We start from the raw sequence: 16,576 nt of genomic DNA on the forward strand, positions 1-16,576 counted from the left end.
GCTCCCGTGACTGATCTCCATACTGATCTCCGTGCTGATCTCCGTATCGAACGGGTCCACGGCGAGGCCGAGACCCTGCTCCAGGACTGGCAGCACGTCCACAACCTGATCATCCCGGCGGATCCGCTGCCCCTGGACGCCGTACGCGAGCGGTCCGGGCGCAATCACCTGGAGGTCGCCTACCTCGGCGACGTCCTCGTGGGGTGCTCCACGGTCCGCCCGCCCTCGGAGGACCCGGCGATCGCCACGGTGATCGCCCGGGTCCTGCCGGAGCATCGCGGCCGTGGGCTCGGCGCCCTGCTGCACGAGCGCAACATGGCGACGGCCCGCGGGTTCGGCGTCACGACGGTGGAGACCGTGGTGCTCGGCTCGAACCCTGAAGGCCTGCGTTTCGCGGAGGCCCACGGATTCGCCGTGACCGAGGAGTACCTCCTCGAACCGGGCGACACCGTGCCGTGGTTCACGCTGAGCCGCGCGCTCGCCGACGGCGACGTGCAGCGGTGAGCGGTTCCCCGGAGATGAAGGACACGAAGGCGGGCGGCGGCGTCGGTGCCGGCGCGCGCGCCGACGGCGTAGCCGCTGCCGCTGCCGTCGCCGCCGGTGTCGCCGACGGCATCGGCGCTGATCGCCGAGCCCTGGCCGCGGCGGCCGTCACCGTGGTGATGTGGGCGTCCGCGTTCGTGTCCATCCGGTCCGCCGCGGAGCATTTCGGCCCGGGCGCACTCGCCCTCGGCCGACTGCTCACCGCCTCGCTCGTCCTCGGCTGCCTGCTGCTGATCAAGCGGGTGCCGCTGCCGCCGCGCGCGGCCTGGCCGGGCATCCTGGCCTCGGGCACGCTCTGGTTCGGCCTGTACATGGTGGTCCTGAACTGGGGCGAGCAGCAGGTGGACGCGGGCACCGCGGCCATGGTCGTGAACATCGGCCCCATCGTGATCGCCCTGCTCAGCGGCTGGCTGCTCAAGGAGGGCTTCCCGCCCGGCCTGATGGCCGGCATGGGCGTCTCGTTCGTCGGCGCGGTCGTCGTCGGGGTGTCGACGTCCGACGGCGGCTCGTCCTCACTGCTGGGGGTGCTGCTCTGCCTGCTCGCCGCGCTCGCCTACGGCGCCGGCGTGGTCTCGCAGAAGCCGGCGCTGAAGCACGGGACACCGCTCCAGGTGACGACGTACGGTTGCTTCGTGGGCACGGCGTTCACCCTTCCGTTCGCCGGACAGCTCGTCTCGGAGCTGCCCGATGCGCCCGCATCGGCCGTCCTGAACATGGTCTACCTGGGCCTGGGGCCCACGGCGCTGGCCTTCACCACCTGGTCGTACGCGCTGTCGCGGACCACCGCCGGGAAGATGGGCGCGACCACGTACGCGGTGCCCGCCGTGGTGGTGCTCATCGCCTGGGCCACCCTCGGCGAGATTCCCGGCCTGCTGACCCTGCTCGGCGGTGCCATCTGCCTGGCGGGCGTGGCGGTGTCGCGACGACGGCCGGGGTGGCGGGTCGGCCGTACGGGCTGAACCGTACGGCGGGCCGGGAGTGCGGTCGCCGTCAGGCGCTGGGCACCGCCGCCAGTCGTCCCTCCGTGGTGATCCGCCGGGTCGTTGCCCGTTCCGGGTAGCAGCGCATGAACATCTCGGTGAAGTGCCGGCCGTAGTGGAGGGCCTCGGTGGCGTGGTGTTCCGGACCGCCGACTCCGAGCGGGAGCACCCGTGCGTCGAAGGACGGCTCGTGGAAGTAGGCGAGCGTGAAGCGTTCGCGGTCCGCCAGGCGGACCTTGTGCGGGGTGGACAGCAGCGCTCCACCCGTCAGCAACTGCAGGATGTCCCCGGGGAACACGGTCACGACCCCCGGCTCCGGCGTCACGTACCGCCAGCCCGGCTCGTACTCGGCCAGCCCCGCCGTACTCTCGCCGGCCCGCCAGTTCCGGGGCCGGTGCTCACCCTCCAGGGGCGGCCGGACGTACAGCCCGCCCACGTCGTCCTGCGCCGCGATCACCAGTAGGCCGTAGTCCGTGTGGGAGCCGATCCCGCGTTCCACGGTGGTGGTGCGCGGGGGGAAGCGCAGCACCCGCATGTGGTGCCAGCCCTCGCGGGTCAGCCGGTTCAGACGGTCCGCCTCCAGCCCCAGCCCGAGTGCGACCAGCCGCAGGATCCGCTCCCCGAGCGCTCCGACCTCCGCCAGGTACGCCTCCATCGCCGTACGGAAGGCCTCGGCCGGCCACGGCACCGGTCCGTGGCACGGCAGTCCCGCCCGCACCCGCGGATGGTGACGGTCGAAGTCCGGGGTGATGGTGAAGATCTCCGGCTGGTCGCGCAGACCTGCCGTGAGCTCCTCGCCGGACTCGATGTACCCGCTGTACGACAGGTCGTTGACGCAGCGCGTCTTCTGTTCGAGGGGCAGTCGGAAGAACGTGCGCGCCGCGTCCATCGCCGCCCCGGTCCGCTCCTCCAGCACGGGATCCCGCACGACCTGGAAGATCCCGTCACGCTGCCACGCCCGCACCATGTCCCGCCCCAGCTCCCGCTGGTCGGCGGTCCCCTGCACCTGGAACGTCGAGAAACCGGGCATCCTCGTCCCTCCTCCGATCGGAACCTCCGCGGACCTCCTGCATGGGAACACGAGCTCCGGCGCGCGAGGTTCGAACCGATCAGAGGCATCATGAGGAACGTGGCGGATGTGCGGCCGGGCGGTGACGGGTTCGCCGACCCCGGGATCCTCGACGTCGCGCCCACGCCCCGGACCGCTGTGGCGTGGGTGCCCCCGGCCGGGCTGTGGCCCGCCATCCAGAGCATCCGAGAGGTGCACGACCCGCAGATCCGCAGGTGGCCGCCGCACGTCAACCTGATCTTCGGGTTCGTCCCGGAGGAGGACTTCGAGCGGGCCATCCCGCTGCTGGCCGCCGCTGCCGCCGCACGTGCGCCCTTCGCCGTGCGGCTCAGCGGGGTGCACAGCTTCCGGCACCACGCCTACGCCACCGTATGGCTGGACCCCGCCGCCGACGGCCTGGCGCCCTGGACCGGCCTCCAGGGCGCGCTGGCGGAACCCTTCCCCCGCTGCGAGACCCGCTTCGCCCACTTCACGCCGCACCTGTCCCTCGGCCGGACCCGGGACCCGCGCGGCCTGGCCGCGGAGTGCGCCGCCCGGCTGGGGAGCACGTCGGCGCGCGTCGAGGAGGTCGTCCTGCTCTCCCGGCGCGGGGACGGGCCGATGCGGGTCCGCGCCGCGATCGCCCTGGGGGAGGGGACCGTACGGCATGTGGCGGAGGGCCCGTAGGGCAGCCGCCCGCCGCGCATGAGGGTCGCGAGCCCGTGCGGGCGGCCCAGTACGTCTCGGTCAGCTGCGCCTTCCTGATCACGCCGCAGCCGCAGGCCGCAGACTGCAGGCCGCACGCCGCCGCGGCCGGGTTCGGCGTGCGCCGTGCTGCTGTTCGCGTTCTGACACACCCGCGGCCCACCGTTGACCCCGGTCGGCGCCGACCGGCTACGGTCGGTGTCCATGAGCGACCGGTACCTCCAACAGGGGCACGGGGTACGGTTCGAGTGGGGGCCCACCGGAGCTCAGCGCCTGTCTCCCGCGCTCGCCTGCGTCGTGGTCGTCGACGTCCTGTCGTTCACGACCTCGGTGAGCGTGGCCGCCGACGCGGGCACCCGGGTGTTCCCCTACCCCTGGCGCGATGGAACCGCGTGCGCCTTCGCCCGGGAGCACACCGCCGAAATCGCGGTGGGGCGACGCCAGACGACCACGCAATCGCCCTGGTCGCTGTCGCCCGCCGCACTCCGCGCGGCCCCCTTCACCCCGCGCCTGGTCCTGCCCTCGCCCAATGGCTCGGCCATCTCCGCCGCGGCCGCCGGCCACGCCGTCGTCGTCGCCGGCTGCCTGCGCAACGCCACCGCCGTGGGCCGCGAGCTCACCGCACGGGGCTACGGGACCCCGGAACGCCCCGTCGGCGTGATCGCCGCAGGCGAGCGCCGGCTCGACGGCAGTCTGCGGCCCGCCCTGGAGGACCTGCTCGGAGCCGGCGCGATCATCGAAGCCCTGGGGGTGCGGGGCGCCGGCCCGCTCTCACCCGAGGCCGCACACGCGAGGAACTCCTTCACCGGCACACCGGACGTGCCGACCACCGTGACCGGCTGTACCTCGGGCCTGGAACTCATCCGGGAAGGATTCCCCGAGGACGTCGCCATCGCCGTCGAGCAGGACTCCTGCTCGACGGTACCGATCCTGACGGACGGCGCCTTCACGGCCGTAGGACGGCCCCGGCACCGGCTAGGGTCCGGAGAATGATCACCAACAGTGCCAACAGTGCCAACAGTGCCAACAGCGCCGACAGCGCCGACAGTGCCGACAGCGTGGACAGGGTCGACGAGGTCGAGGACACCAGCAGCGATCACGGCACCGCCGGCCCCCACCCCTTGCTCGCCCACCTCCTCGCCGCCGCCGACGGCCGCTTCCCCGAGATCGACGGCGGCGTGACCGTACTGCCCCCCTTCGAAGGCGGCCTGGAGTGCTCCTTCGCCTTCACCGGCCATGCCTTCGTCGCCACCCGCCTGCCCGCCGACGAGGTCCTCGCCCAAGGCCCCGACGGCTTCGGCCTCGCCCACGCCCCCGCCTTCCTGCTCCACCTCGCCGGCCCCGGCGGCTGGGTCGGCGTCACCGACGCCAGCCTCGTCGCCCGCGGCTCCGGCAGACCGGGCACCACCCCCGCCCTCGGCGAACGCGATGACGTCGACGACCACCCCCGGGTCCGGCACGCCCGTGCCGTACGCGCCGACGTACGCGTCCACGGCGACGAGCGCGGCTTCGTCACCGTGGGCCGCGGCCTGGCCGGACGCCACGAGATAGGCATCGCCCTCGACGAGTCCACCGGCCAGAAGGCCGGCCGCGGCGTCGGCCGCGCCCTCCTCCTGGACGCCCTCACCCTCGTCCCCGAGGGCGAGCCGGTCTTCGCCGCCGTCTCCCCGGGCAACTCCCGTTCCCTGCGCGCCTTCCTGGCCGTGGGCTTCACCCCGATCGGCAGCGAGGTCCTCATCCGTCCCGCGACCGGCTGAGCCGCCGGTCCAAGGGGCTGCTCCCCCCGGGCCGCTGGTCGGATCGTCGCATCGTCGGATCGCGGCCCGGACCCGATCGCCGCCATCCCCTGCTCCGTTCGGATGCCATTCACGTTTCGCGGCAGGGAAGCGGCGCGCTGTTGGTGTGCACTTGCCGCTGTTGGTGTGCACCTGCCCGAGATCCTGCACGGTCCCGCACTCGCCCGGATCCGGCGCGAGACCCACGGGACCGTGTGGCTGCCCATCTGAGGTGACCGAACATGCCTCCCAGCGAAGACGAAGCCCAGAGCGGCCCCGTTCCCCCGTACGGCCCGCCCATCCACGACGCGATCGCCACCAACGACCTGCAGCAGATGAAGGCGGTCGCCGAGGCAGCCAGAAAGGCCCTCTACGGGGTCGATTTCACACCCGTCACCCCGGACCGGTACGACGAGGTGAAAGCAGCACTGGAGGCCCTGGAGTCGGCGATCACCCGACTGGACCGGCCGGGCGGCGGGACGGATGGGTGATAGCGCCCCCGCCACACCCAACCGCTGGCTGACCGGCCCGGACGCCCGCGATCACCGGCCCGTACACGCCGTCTGGGAACTCACGCTCGCCTGCAACCTCAAGTGCGGGCACTGCGGGTCACGCGCGGGCAGCAAACGTCCGGCGGAGATGACGACCCGGGAATGCCTGGACGTCGTACGACAGCTCCGCGAGCTGGGCACCCGCGAGGTCACCCTGATCGGCGGCGAGGCGTATCTGCGCAAGGACTGGGTGGAGATCGTCAGGGCGGTCTCCGACGCCGGGATGCAGTGCACGATGCAGACCGGCGCCTGGCAGCTCACCGACACGCGCATCGCCCGTGCGGCCGAGGCCGGCTTGGTGGCCTGCGGCGTCTCCGTCGACGGCCTGGCGCCACTCCACGACCACCTGCGGGGCCGTCCCGGATCCTTCGACGCGGCGGTCGACGCCCTCGCCCGGCTCCGCGCGCACGGGATCAAGACGAGCGTCAACACTCAGATCACCGCGCCCGTCATCCCCCAGCTCACTTCCCTCCTCGCGGAATTCCTCGGGCTCGGCGTCCGCAACTGGCAGGTTCAGCTCACCGTCGCCATGGGCCGGGCCGCCGACAACCACCAGCTCCTGCTGCAGCCGTACCAGATGAACGAGCTCATGCCGCTGCTGGCCGAACTCCACACGAGGGCCCTGGCCGAAGGACTCCTCCTCCAACCGGGCAACAACATCGGTTACTTCGGCCCCTACGAGGCCCTGCTGCGCGGCAGCGGCAGGGCGGACCAGCACTGGACGGGCTGCTTCGCGGGCCGCAACGTCCTGGGCATCGAGGCCGACGGCACGATCAAAGGCTGCCCGTCACTGCCGACCACCAGCTACAAGGCCGGCACCGTCCGCGACACCACCCTCGCAGAGCTCTGGACGACCGCTCCCCAACTCTCCTTCGCCCGGAACCCCCGCCGCCAGGACCTGTGGGGCTTCTGCGCGACCTGCTACTACGCCGACGTCTGCGAGGGCGGCTGCACCTGGACGTCCCACTCCCTCCTCGACCGCCCGGGAAACAACCCGTACTGCCACTACCGAGCTTCAGAGCTGCGCAAACAGGGCAAACGCGAACGAGTGGTCCGCCGTCTCCCCGCCCCGGGCACCTCGTTCGATCACGGCCGCTTCGACATCGTCCTGGAGCCCGACCCGCACGCGGCCGACGACCCCCCGCCCCCGGACACCCCCCGCCCCCAGCCCCCACCGGCCCCGGAACGCTCCCACGACCACGACCACGACCACCCCCACCCCCACCCCCACTCCCCGTCCCTGGACCTGTGCCGCGGCTGCAACTGCTACGTGTACCCCGGCACGACCCTCTGCCCCCACTGCGGCGCGGACATCCCCGCCCGCCGCCGCGAATACGAAGACGCGCTGACCACTGCCCGCCAGGCCTCGACCCGCCTCATGCAAACGCTCCGCGACCACGACCTGGCCGGGCCCCTCGACGGCCGTCGGGTCCGGGGGCCGGAGGCCGGGGACGTCATCAGCGAGGCAGAGTGACGAGCCCCATCTCGTAGGCGGTGATCACGAGCTGGACCCGGTCCCGGGCGCCCAGCTTGGTGAGCAGCCGTGAAACGTGCGACTTGGCGGTGGCCACCGTGATGAAGAGGTCCTCGGCGATCTCGGTGTTCGACCGGCCGCGTCCGACCAGGGTCAGCACTTCCCGTTCCCGCTCCGTGATGCCCTCGACCGGCCGTGGGGAGCGTTCCGGAACAGCCGCGGGCCGCTCGATGAAGTCCGCGATCAGACGGCGTGTCACACCCGGCGCGATCAGTGCGTCGCCGGCGGCGACCACGCGGATCGCCGCGAGGATGTCGTCCAGCGCCATGTCCTTGACCAGGAAGCCGCTCGCGCCGGCCCGGAGCGCGCCGTAGACATGGTCGTCCTCGTCGAACGTGGTCAGGACGAGGACGCGTGTGGTTGCCGGACCGGCCGTGATCCGACGGGTGGCCTCAATCCCATCCATACCGGGCATCCGGATGTCCATGACCACGACGTCGGGGCCGGCGTCCCTGACCAGTTGGACGGCCTCGGCGCCGGTGGCGGCTTCCCCGACGACCTCCAGATCGGGGTGATCGGCCATGATCACACGAAGACCGGACCGAACCAACGGCTGGTCGTCGGCGAGCACCACACGGACGGTCATCGGGCCTCCACCGGAACGTCGACGGGCGCCGGCAGCGGCAGCCGGGCCGCCACCCGGAAGCCGCCCTCAGGGCGTGGCCCGATACTGAGGTGGCCGCCCAGCAGACCGACCCGTTCCCGCATCCCGATGAGGCCGAAGCCGTGGCCCGCGCCGTTCTCGGTGGCCCCGCGCCCGTCGTCGACGACCTCCACGGACAGCTCCTCGTCTCCGTAGTCGATGGCCACCCGGCAACGCCCGGTGTCCGCGTGCCGGACCACGTTGGTCAGCGCCTCCTGCACGATGCGGTAGGCGGACAGGCCGATGTCGGCCGGCACGGGACGCTGTTCCCCGCTGCAGCGCACGTCGACGCGTACCCCGGCGCCCGCGGTCGCCGCCGCCAACCGTTCGACGTCCGCCAACCCCGGCGAGGGCGAGAGCGGCGACTGCTCCGGGGCGTTCGCGCCCCGGTCGGTCTGACGGAGCGACACCAGCGTGCGCCGAAGGCCCGACAGGGTCTCCCTGCTGGTGGCCTCGATGGCGCGCAGGGCCTCGCGCGCCTCCGCCGGCTGGGTCCGGATGACCCGGCTGCCCACACCGGCCTGGATCGCGATGATGCCGATGCTGTGCGCGACCATGTCGTGCAGCTCCCGTGCGATCCTCAGCCGTTCGGCGGTCACGGCCTCGGCCACCTCCTGTGCACGCAGCGCCACCGCGTGCTCGCGGCGTTCGCGGCTCAGCAGACCGGCCAGGCAGGATGCGGCCCACGCCAGGAAGGCGATCACCCCGTTGACGGCCAGGCTGTCCCCGTGCGCGAAGACCCCGATCACCAGAAGCTGCACGGCGACGGACACGGCCATGGCAGCAATCGAAGCGCGCCGTGTGCAGGTGGCGACGATGAAGCCCAGAACGAGGTCCACCGCCAGATACGACAGGAACTCGCCCTGGTACGAAGCAGCCAGGCTCTCAGGGACGGAGCTCGGAGGGCCCACCACCACAGCGGTGGATCCGAAGAGTGCCACGGCCAGAGCCGGCAGCGGCATCCGTCGCACCACGCCGACGAGCAGGCCCACAGCCAGCAGTGCCCCGACACCGTGGACCGTGCCCGACGCCCGCGGCGCGCCCCCCACCAGCAGACCCACCACGAGGAGGTAAGAGGCACCCCCCGCCCAGGCCGCGGCCTTGGTTCTCGTCATCGGCGGCATTCCCTCCCGGGAACAACACCGCGGGGTGCGGCACGCACGGCCAAGGAAGTGATCATCATGGGGTTCACGCCGCGAGACTAACCGGCCACCGCCCGCGCCGCATTGGCCCGGGGACGTACGCCCACGGGCCGACCCGGCCGCACGATTGCCGCCCACGGCCCCATGCCGGGCCGGGGATCCGCTGGGCAGTGTGGGTGCCGTGATCGAAGTCAGCGAACTCACCAAGCGTTACGGCAGCAGGACGGCCGTCGACCATCTGTCCTTCACCGTGCGGCCGGGCCAGGTCACCGGCTTCCTCGGCCCCAACGGCGCCGGCAAGTCCACCACCCTGCGGATGATCCTCGGCCTGGACGCGCCCACCACCGGCGCCGCCACCGTCAGCGGCGTCCCCTTCCACCGCCACTCGCGCGGACTGCGGCACGTCGGCGCCCTCCTCGACGCCGGACAGATCCACGGCGGCCGCAGCGCCGCCGCCCACCTGTCCGCTCTGGCCCGCAGCAACGGCATCCCGCGGCGCCGGGTGGACGAGGTGCTTCAGGAGGTGGGGCTGGCCGAGGTGGCGAACCGCCGCATCGCCGGATTCTCCCTCGGCATGAAGCAGCGGCTGGGCATCGCCACCGCCCTGCTCGGCGACCCGCCGGTGCTCATGTTCGACGAGCCGATCAACGGCATGGACCCGGAGGGCGTGCTCTGGGTACGCCGGCTCTTCCGGCGCCTGGCCGCCGAGGGGCGCACGGTCTTCCTCTCCAGCCACCTGATGTCGGAGATGGAGAACACCGCCGACCAACTGGTCGTCATCGGCCGGGGCCGCCTCATCGCCGCCGAGCCGCTACGGGACTTCGCGTCCCGCAGCACCCGTAGCACCGTCGTGGTCGGGACGCCGCAGGCCGCCGAGCTGGAAGCCGTGCTGACCGCGGCGGGCGCCTCGGTCGAGCCGGAGGGCTCGGCGGGCGCCGAGAAGCTCGCCGTGACCGGGCTCCCGGCGGACCGCATCGGAGCGCTCGCCTTCGAGAACCGTATCCGGGTGGACGAGCTGACGACCCGTACCGCCTCACTGGAGGCGGCCTTCATGGAACTCACCGCCGACAGCATCGAATACCAGGCAGGACGGCCCTGATGACCACGCTCACCTCCGTTCCCCGGACCACCCCCGTCGCCGCGCCGCCCGCCCGCTTCCGCGACCTGCTCGCCTCCGAGTGGATCAAGACGCGGTCCCTGCGCTCCACCCCGTGGACGATCGGACTCACCCTCCTGTTCGTCGTCGGGTCCGCCGCCGTGGCCACGCTGGCGGACGAGGCCGCGGACTCCCTCCCGGCTGATTTCCGGCCCTACGATGCATATCCGCCGGCCGGTTACTGGACGCTGATCCTCGTCGCCGGCAGCATGGGCGCGCTCACCGTCGTGAGCGAGTACGGCAGCGGGCTGATCCGCACCACCACCGTGGCCGTCCCGGCCCGCGGCTCGGTCGTGCTGGCCAAGGCGGCCGTCACAGCCGCATTGTGGACCGCGGTCGGCACGGTCGCCTCCACCGGTTCCTTCCTGGTCTCCCAGGCCATCCTGAACGGGCGCGATGCCGGTGTTCCGATCACCCACCCCGGGGTGTTCCGGGCACTGGTGGGATCCGCGTTGCTGGCTCCGGTCTGTGCCTTGGTCGGCCTGGGCCTCGGCGTTCTGCTCCGGCACGCCGCCGGGACCATGATCACCAGCGTCTTCACCCTGCTGATGCTGCCCACCATGTTCTCGGAGAGCCATCGCTGGTCGGCGGACATCAAACACGCGCTGGTGTCGGCAGCCTGGAACCGCCTGGTCCAAACCTGGGAGCCGGATCCCGGATCTCCGGGCTACACCGCCACGGTCCCCGGCTCCTGGATCGTGTACACGCTCTGGCCTCTGATCACGATCGCACTCGCCGTGCTCGTCGTGAGGCGCCGCGACGTGTGACCGTGCCTCCGGGGGAGGGTGTCCGGTCTCACGGGATGAGCTTGTCGTAGGCCCGGTCGCTGTCCGAGTCGTAGATCTGCTTGCCCTGGGCGTCGTAGCCCTTGATCCGCGGGGACTTGGAGACGGGGCGGTTCAGGACGCCCGTCGCCGCGTACCAGCCGCGGTCGAGGGCCGCCTCGACGGTGTCACCGCCGTAGGAGACCGTGACCCGGGCGATCCGTGCGTCGACCGTCCCGATGCTGCCCCAGCGGTACGGGAGCTTCCAGGGGCCCTCGCCGCTCAGCCGCTGCAGGTACAGCTTGCCGCCGTTCATGTCCGGGACGACCGCGCCGGCCTCCGGGTCCCCGCTCCCGCCGACCGAGGAGTTGAGCCCGCTCGAGCCGCCGTCCTTGACGCTGCAGATCAGCCGGGTCGGCTTCGGGGCGTCCTTGACGGCGACGACGTGGTGCCCGTCACCGGGCGAGTTGCTGTTCCCGGTGCTGCGGTGGGCCAGCAGGACGCGGTAGTCACGGGCCTGGCCCAGATCTCCGCCCGGCCCGCCCATCGCGTGCGTGCGGTCGTAGGCCAGGCACTGCTCCAGTCCGGTCGCCGCCTCCTGCATCGTGAGGCCGTCGGCGAGTTGGCCGGGTGTCGCCGGAGCCGCCGGACCGGTCCGCTCGGACGCCCGCGGCGACGGGGGAGGGGCGCTCTTCGTCGGCGCGGCCGCCGGCTGCGTGACCTCGGACGGAGCGTTGCCGTCCCCGTTCAGCGCGATGGCCGTGGCCGGTACGACGGCCAGTACGCCCAGGGCCGCGCCCGCGACCGCCAGCCGGCGCCGGAGCAGCTGCTGTCGGCCCTGCCGCACGATCTCCGGATACGGCACCGCCGCCGGCCGCACCGCCGCCGCGTCCTCGGACATAAGATCCCGCAGGCCCCGCTCGAAGGCGTCATCCCGGGCGTTGTCGAACTGCCTGTTCACAGAGCTACCCCTTCGCTCGCCGCCATCGTGATCGTCGTCCCGCCCGTGCCGGAGGCCTTCGCGCCGTTCCGCGTCGCGGTCCCCGCACCGGCCGGGCCTGTCCGCCCGCCGCCGTCCATCGCGCCACCCAGGCCGGGGCAGGCCCGCAGTTTCGCCAGTGCCTTGGACGCCTGGCTCTTCACCGTGCCCACGGAACACCCCATGACGTCCGCCACCTCGGCCTCGGAGAGGTCCTCCCAGTAGCGCATGACCACCACCGCCCGCTGCCGGGCGGGCAGCTGGGCGAGCGCCGCCATCAGCGCGTTGCGCTCGTCGGCCCACTGCACCGCGGTGTCGCCCACCGACGTGTCCGGCACGGTCGCCGTCAGCCGCTCCGCGACCCGGCGCTTGCGGAACCGGTCGCTGTTGCAGTTGACCAGCATCCGCCGGACGTACGCCTCCGGATTGTCACTGCGCGAGACGCGCCGCCATGAACGGTACGCCTTGGCGAGCGCGGTCTGCGTCACGTCCTCCGCGTCGTGCGGATCGCCCGTCAGCAGATACGCGGTGCGCACCAGATGATTCCAGCGCGCGGCCACGAAGGCCTGGAACTGAGCTTCTTGCTCGGCTTGCATCGCAACCCCCTTCGCCTCCTTGACCACCTCCCGCCCCGATCGGGTTGCCCGGTCTCACGAACGACCACCGGAAGCTTCCTACGAGTCCTGTCACACCCGCGGCTGCCCAGGCTCCTCGCGGTTCAGAGCGGTGAACGGGCCGGAGCGCACCGCCCCGGCCCGCCTCCGCTCCGGCCCTCCTCCCCCCGGCCCTCCGCCCGCCCGTCAGCGCAGCGCGGCCGCCAGCAGCTCCGCCGTCCTCGCCACCAGCGCGTCGTCCCGCGGAGCCGCCTGCCCGGCCTTCGTGGTGAGGACGGACAGCACCAGCGGCGGCCGTCCCGGCGGCCAGGCGATCCCCGCGTCGTTGTTCGTCCCGTACGACCCGGCTCCGGTCTTGTCCGCGACGGCCCAGTCCTCGGGCAGGCCCTTGCGGAGCCGTTCCCCGCTGGTCGTGGTGGCCAGCATCCACCCGGTCAGCAGTTCCCGGTGCCGAGGGGCCAGCACGTCGCCGAGGACGAGCCGCGCGTACGTCCGCCCGATCGCGCGGGGGCTGGAGGTGTCGGTCACCCGCGTGGGCTCGGCCGAGTTCAACTCCGGTTCCCACCGGTCCAGGCGCGTCGTACGGTCCCCCACGGACCGGCAGAACCGGGTGACCGCCGTCGGCCCGCCCAGCTCGCGGAGCAGCAGGTTCGCGGCCGTGTTGTCGCTCTGGGAGATCGCCGCGGAACACAGCTCCGCCACCGTCAGCCCCCGCGCGATGTTGTCCTCCTTCTCCGTGATCTCGCCTCCGCCGGCCCTCGTCACCTCGTCCCGGGTGTAGCAGACGCGCCGGCCGAGGAAGCTGCCGTGCCCGTCCCGGTCCAGGTCCCGCAGCACGGCCGCCACGGCAACCGTCTTGAACAGCGAGCACATCGGGAACAGTTCGTCCGCCCGGTGCACCACGGTCCGCCCGGTCGCCATGTCCCGGGCGTAGACCCCCAGGCGCGCTCCGTGCTCCTGCTCCAGTTCCCGTAACTGCCGGACGACCTCCGGCACTTCCGCGGCCCGGGCCTCGCCCGTCCGCGGCAGTGCCACGGCCACCGCCGTCCCCGCTCCCAGCGCCAACACCGTACGACGACTCCGCACGCCGGCGTCTCCTCTCCTCGGTGGGGTCATATGGTCGCGAAGACGCCAAACGTGATCATGTCGGTTCCCCGCGGCCCGCCGCCGGAACGTAGGCCAGCCCGTGCGCACCCGCCTCCCCGCCACGCCGGACCGGCAGGGTGGTGAGCGTGCGCAGCGAGGGCAGTTCCACCACCGTGACCGTGGACGAGATGACGTTGGCGACGTAGGCCAGCGAGCCGTCGGGGGAGGAGGTGATGGTCAGCGGGAAGCGGCCCACCTCGACCCGGCCCAGTAACTCCGCGGCGGTGCCGCGCGGGGCGGCCCCGTGAAGGTCGGCTCCGAGCGGGGCGTGGACGTTGAGGACGCCGTTGGCCTGCGTGCCGAGGGCTCCGGCGCCCGCCCCACCGCCGGGCGGTGCCATGCGCAACTCGCCGGAGAGCACCAGCCCCTGGCTGGTGGTGTGGACGGGGAAGGTGATGCCCTCGGCCGGCAGCGTACGGACGACCCGCATGGCCGCGGTGTCGATCACGGCGATGCCCACCGCGGCAGCGGCCCCGGCGGTGTCGTCGGACGTCCTCGGGCCGGAAAGATCGCCCTTCGGGGTGGCCACGAACACGTACCGGCCGTCGGGCGAGATGTCGATCCCCTCACCGCCCGGCACCGCGATGCGCTCCAGCAGCCGGCCTGTCTCCAGGTCCACGACCGAGACGTACGGCGCCTCCTTGTTGGACGTGTACGCGTGGCGCCCGTCCGGCGTGACCGCGAACCAGTGCGGCCCGGCCGCATCCACGGGAATGCGGCGCACGACCTTCCGGGAGTCGGGATCGACGGCGAGCAGCGCGCCGGAGCCGGGGGAGCCGGGGGAGCCGGAGGAGTCGGAGGAGCCGGAGGAGTCGGGGGAGCCGGAGCCCGTCGGGTCCGCCGCCTCGACGCTGACGTAGAGGAGGTCCCGGACGCGGTCCAGGACGAGCCCGTGCGGCGCGTGGTCGGGGGCGAGGTCGATGACGTCGATGACGCGCCGGGCGTCGGGGTCGATCACGGCGATCTCATGGGCGCGCCCGGTGTTGCTGTGGTAGTAGCCGGAACGGTAGGTGATCGAGCAGTACAGCAGCCGGCGGCCGGGGTCGAAGCACAGCTCGTGCGGCTCGCTGGGCAGTTCGACCGTGCCGAGTTCGCGGTACGAGCCGACGGAGAAGAAGGTCACGTGCGGTCCGCTCTGGCTCACCACGGCCAGCACGTCTTCGTTGACGTGTTCGTTGATGTCTTCGTTGTTCCTCTGCATGTCCAGCACCCTGGACCGCCGGGACCACTGACTCCAGTGCAACCTCGGCAAGGTGCCATTGCGTCAGAGGCAATGGAACTGCTCGGCGCGGGTACGGCGACGTCGCGAAGTGAGGGGGGTCACAGAGGTGGAACACAGAAGGGCGGGGGCCGGGCCCTCGGCGGACGACATCCTCGTGCCGCCGCCCCCGGACCCGGTGTCGCTCGACATGAACCTGCTGGTGGCACTGGACGCACTGCTGGAGGAGGAGAGCGTGACGGGGGCAGCCGAGCGCATGCGGGTGACCCCGCCCGCGATGAGCCGCACCCTGGCCCGGCTGCGCCGCGCGCTCGGCGATCCCGTGCTCGTACGGGCCGGGCGTCACCTCGTACCGACTCCGCGCGCCCTGGAACTGCGCCCCCGCGTCCACGCCGTCGTACGGCAGGCCCAGGACCTGTTCGCCGCCGCCCGGCCCGCGGATCCGGCCACGCTGACCCGGCAGTTCAACGTCCAGGCGAGCGACCCGGTCCTCACCGGGGTCGCGCCCGCGCTGATCGGCGCCGTGGCCCGGCGGGCGCCCGGCGTCACCCTGCGCTTCCTGCCCGAGGCCCTGGAAGGCGGCCCGGCGCTGCGCGAGGGCAGGGTCGACCTGGAGATCGGCGTCCTCGACCACACCGACCCGGAGACCCGCGTCGAACCGCTGGCCGAGATCCGCCTGGTCGCGGCCGTCCGCTCGGGTCACCCCCTGGCCGACGGCCGGGTCACGGCCCGTGCCTTCGCCCGCGCCGATCACATCAGCGTCTCCCGCCAGGGCAGGCTCCACGGCCCCGTCGACACCCGGCTCGCCGAACTCGGCCTCCGCCGCCGCGTCGCCGTGGCCGTACCGGGCTACGCCGCCGCGCTGTTCCTGTGCCGGGACACGGACCTCGTCTGCCTGACCCCCGCCGGCTTGGGCGAACACTGCCCGGAGGCACTGGGCCTGCGCACGTTCGACATCCCGCTGGACCTCCCGCCCCTCTCCGTCGGCATGGCCTGGCACCCCCGCAACGACGCCGACCCGGCACACACCTGGCTCCGCGAACGGGTCCGCCGAGCGCTCCACCCGCAGGGTGAAGCACCTTGAGCACGCAGGCGGGCCACCGGCCGTGCCGCGCGAGAGGGCGGCACGGAAGCAGGGGCGAAGTGACAAGCAGGGGCGAAGTCACGAGCGGGGGCGAAGGGAGTGGGAAGCGGACTACGGGCCGAACCAGAGGGCCGCGAAGCCGTGGCGGTGCTCCGCTGCGAGGAAGTCCTCCCAGCTGATCACGCCGTCCTCGTCCGCGTCGATCACCTCGAACGAGGCCGCCGCCATCTCCGCCGGTACGCTCCTCAGGCTCCGCCAGACGATGTACTCGTGACGGTCCATCCGCCCGTCGCCGTCCCGGTCCGCCACGGTGAACTGCGCGTGCAGCACGGCCATGACCTCCGACACCCCGAGCGGGGCGCCGCCCGCTGCCGCTCCCGCGCCCGTACCGGCCTCCGCATCGGCCACCGCTCCGGCGGCCGCATCGGCCAGGGCGGCGAACCACTCCCGGTACTCGTCCCGCCCGATACGTCCGTCGCGATCGCGGTCCACCATCTCGGCCTGCCGCTCCCAGAGCGCCAGGCTCGCTTCGATCAGCGCGCGCCCCTTCGGCGAGCTCGGCCCCATGCCGTACGACTGGAGCAATCGCTCCGCGTTCCTCCGGTAGTCGTCCGCGACCACCACTCCGTCACCGTCCGCGTCCAGACGGTCGAAGATCTCGTCGGCCACAGCCGCCTTTTCGGCACCCATGCC

The 16,576-nt window shown here is 72.6% G+C and carries 18 protein-coding genes; 10 read left to right on the plus strand and 8 right to left on the minus strand.

The features are described from left to right. Positions 1 to 6 precede the first annotated feature (6 nt). Positions 7 to 504, plus strand: a complete 498-nt coding sequence (locus AC067U_RS20685; RefSeq protein WP_478831193.1) for a GNAT family N-acetyltransferase — start codon at positions 7 to 9, stop codon at positions 502 to 504. Between the two features lie 131 nt (positions 505 to 635). After that, entirely contained in the window at positions 636 to 1,502 is an 867-nt protein-coding gene (locus AC067U_RS20690; protein ID WP_478831325.1) for a DMT family transporter, read from the plus strand. A gap of 31 nt (positions 1,503 to 1,533) precedes the next feature. Here AC067U_RS20690 and AC067U_RS20695 read toward each other — a convergent pair whose 3' ends face one another. After that, the gene (locus AC067U_RS20695; RefSeq protein WP_478831194.1) at positions 1,534 to 2,553 is read right to left on the minus strand and encodes an isopenicillin N synthase family dioxygenase; all 1,020 of its coding nucleotides are present in this window, start codon (positions 2,551 to 2,553) and stop codon (positions 1,534 to 1,536) included. 99 nt (positions 2,554 to 2,652) lie between these two features. On the opposite strand from AC067U_RS20695, the gene AC067U_RS20700 reads away from it, so the two are divergent. The 5 genes from AC067U_RS20700 to AC067U_RS20720 all read left to right on the plus strand — a co-directional run bounded on the left by AC067U_RS20700 (position 2,653) and on the right by AC067U_RS20720 (position 7,076). Continuing rightward, positions 2,653 to 3,258: a 2'-5' RNA ligase family protein gene (locus AC067U_RS20700; protein ID WP_478831195.1), complete on the plus strand. Its 606-nt coding sequence runs from the start codon at positions 2,653 to 2,655 to the stop codon at positions 3,256 to 3,258. 222 nt (positions 3,259 to 3,480) lie between these two features. After that, positions 3,481 to 4,269 carry a 2-phosphosulfolactate phosphatase gene (locus tag AC067U_RS20705; protein ID WP_478831196.1) on the plus strand — a complete coding sequence of 263 codons (789 nt, stop codon included), beginning with the start codon at positions 3,481 to 3,483 and terminating at the stop codon, positions 4,267 to 4,269. Then, positions 4,266 to 5,033 (plus strand): hypothetical protein, encoded by a 768-nt coding sequence (locus AC067U_RS20710; RefSeq protein WP_478831197.1) that lies wholly within the window; start codon positions 4,266 to 4,268, stop codon positions 5,031 to 5,033. Before AC067U_RS20705 ends, AC067U_RS20710 begins: the two co-directional genes overlap by 4 nt. 260 nt (positions 5,034 to 5,293) lie before the next feature. Then, a complete protein-coding gene (locus AC067U_RS20715) occupies positions 5,294 to 5,542 on the plus strand; it encodes a DUF1843 domain-containing protein (protein ID WP_478831198.1) in 249 nt (82 codons plus the stop codon). Next, positions 5,535 to 7,076: a radical SAM protein gene (locus AC067U_RS20720; protein ID WP_478831199.1), complete on the plus strand. Its 1,542-nt coding sequence runs from the start codon at positions 5,535 to 5,537 to the stop codon at positions 7,074 to 7,076. Before AC067U_RS20715 ends, AC067U_RS20720 begins: the two co-directional genes overlap by 8 nt. On the opposite strand, the gene AC067U_RS20725 is transcribed toward AC067U_RS20720, so the two are convergent. After that, the gene (locus tag AC067U_RS20725; protein WP_478831200.1) at positions 7,060 to 7,722 is read right to left on the minus strand and encodes a response regulator; all 663 of its coding nucleotides are present in this window, start codon (positions 7,720 to 7,722) and stop codon (positions 7,060 to 7,062) included. The genes AC067U_RS20720 and AC067U_RS20725 overlap by 17 nt on opposite strands. Further along, complete coding sequence (locus AC067U_RS20730; protein WP_478831201.1) at positions 7,719 to 8,894, minus strand: sensor histidine kinase; 1,176 nt, start codon at positions 8,892 to 8,894, stop codon at positions 7,719 to 7,721. Before AC067U_RS20730 ends, AC067U_RS20725 begins: the two co-directional genes overlap by 4 nt. A 208-nt stretch (positions 8,895 to 9,102) precedes the next feature. Between AC067U_RS20730 and AC067U_RS20735 the strand changes: the two genes are divergently transcribed. Both AC067U_RS20735 and AC067U_RS20740 read left to right on the plus strand, forming a co-directional pair. Continuing rightward, positions 9,103 to 10,020: an ATP-binding cassette domain-containing protein gene (locus AC067U_RS20735; protein WP_478831202.1), complete on the plus strand. Its 918-nt coding sequence runs from the start codon at positions 9,103 to 9,105 to the stop codon at positions 10,018 to 10,020. Further along, positions 10,020 to 10,844, plus strand: a complete 825-nt coding sequence (locus AC067U_RS20740; protein WP_478831203.1) for an ABC transporter permease — start codon at positions 10,020 to 10,022, stop codon at positions 10,842 to 10,844. The genes AC067U_RS20735 and AC067U_RS20740 overlap by 1 nt, the downstream gene beginning before the upstream one ends. 28 nt (positions 10,845 to 10,872) lie before the next feature. Here AC067U_RS20740 and AC067U_RS20745 read toward each other — a convergent pair whose 3' ends face one another. The 4 genes from AC067U_RS20745 to AC067U_RS20760 form a co-directional block, all read right to left on the minus strand. Further along, positions 10,873 to 11,802 (minus strand): hypothetical protein, encoded by a 930-nt coding sequence (locus AC067U_RS20745; RefSeq protein ID WP_478831204.1) that lies wholly within the window; start codon positions 11,800 to 11,802, stop codon positions 10,873 to 10,875. After that, complete coding sequence (locus AC067U_RS20750; protein ID WP_478831205.1) at positions 11,799 to 12,416, minus strand: SigE family RNA polymerase sigma factor; 618 nt, start codon at positions 12,414 to 12,416, stop codon at positions 11,799 to 11,801. Before AC067U_RS20750 ends, AC067U_RS20745 begins: the two co-directional genes overlap by 4 nt. A gap of 204 nt (positions 12,417 to 12,620) precedes the next feature. Continuing rightward, a complete protein-coding gene (gene bla / locus AC067U_RS20755; RefSeq protein WP_478831206.1) occupies positions 12,621 to 13,520 on the minus strand; it encodes a class A beta-lactamase in 900 nt (299 codons plus the stop codon). A 55-nt stretch (positions 13,521 to 13,575) separates the two neighbouring features. Beyond that, entirely contained in the window at positions 13,576 to 14,781 is a 1,206-nt protein-coding gene (locus AC067U_RS20760; protein WP_478831207.1) for a YncE family protein, read from the minus strand. 127 nt (positions 14,782 to 14,908) lie between these two features. Here AC067U_RS20760 and AC067U_RS20765 point away from each other — a divergent pair, with 127 nt between their 5' ends. After that, positions 14,909 to 15,883 carry a LysR family transcriptional regulator gene (locus tag AC067U_RS20765; protein ID WP_478831208.1) on the plus strand — a complete coding sequence of 325 codons (975 nt, stop codon included), beginning with the start codon at positions 14,909 to 14,911 and terminating at the stop codon, positions 15,881 to 15,883. A gap of 111 nt (positions 15,884 to 15,994) precedes the next feature. Here AC067U_RS20765 and AC067U_RS20770 read toward each other — a convergent pair whose 3' ends face one another. Next, positions 15,995 to 16,573: an EF-hand domain-containing protein gene (locus AC067U_RS20770; protein WP_478831209.1), complete on the minus strand. Its 579-nt coding sequence runs from the start codon at positions 16,571 to 16,573 to the stop codon at positions 15,995 to 15,997. Positions 16,574 to 16,576: the final 3 nt, after the last annotated feature.

The organism is Streptomyces sp. NPDC043853, from assembly GCF_056436025.1.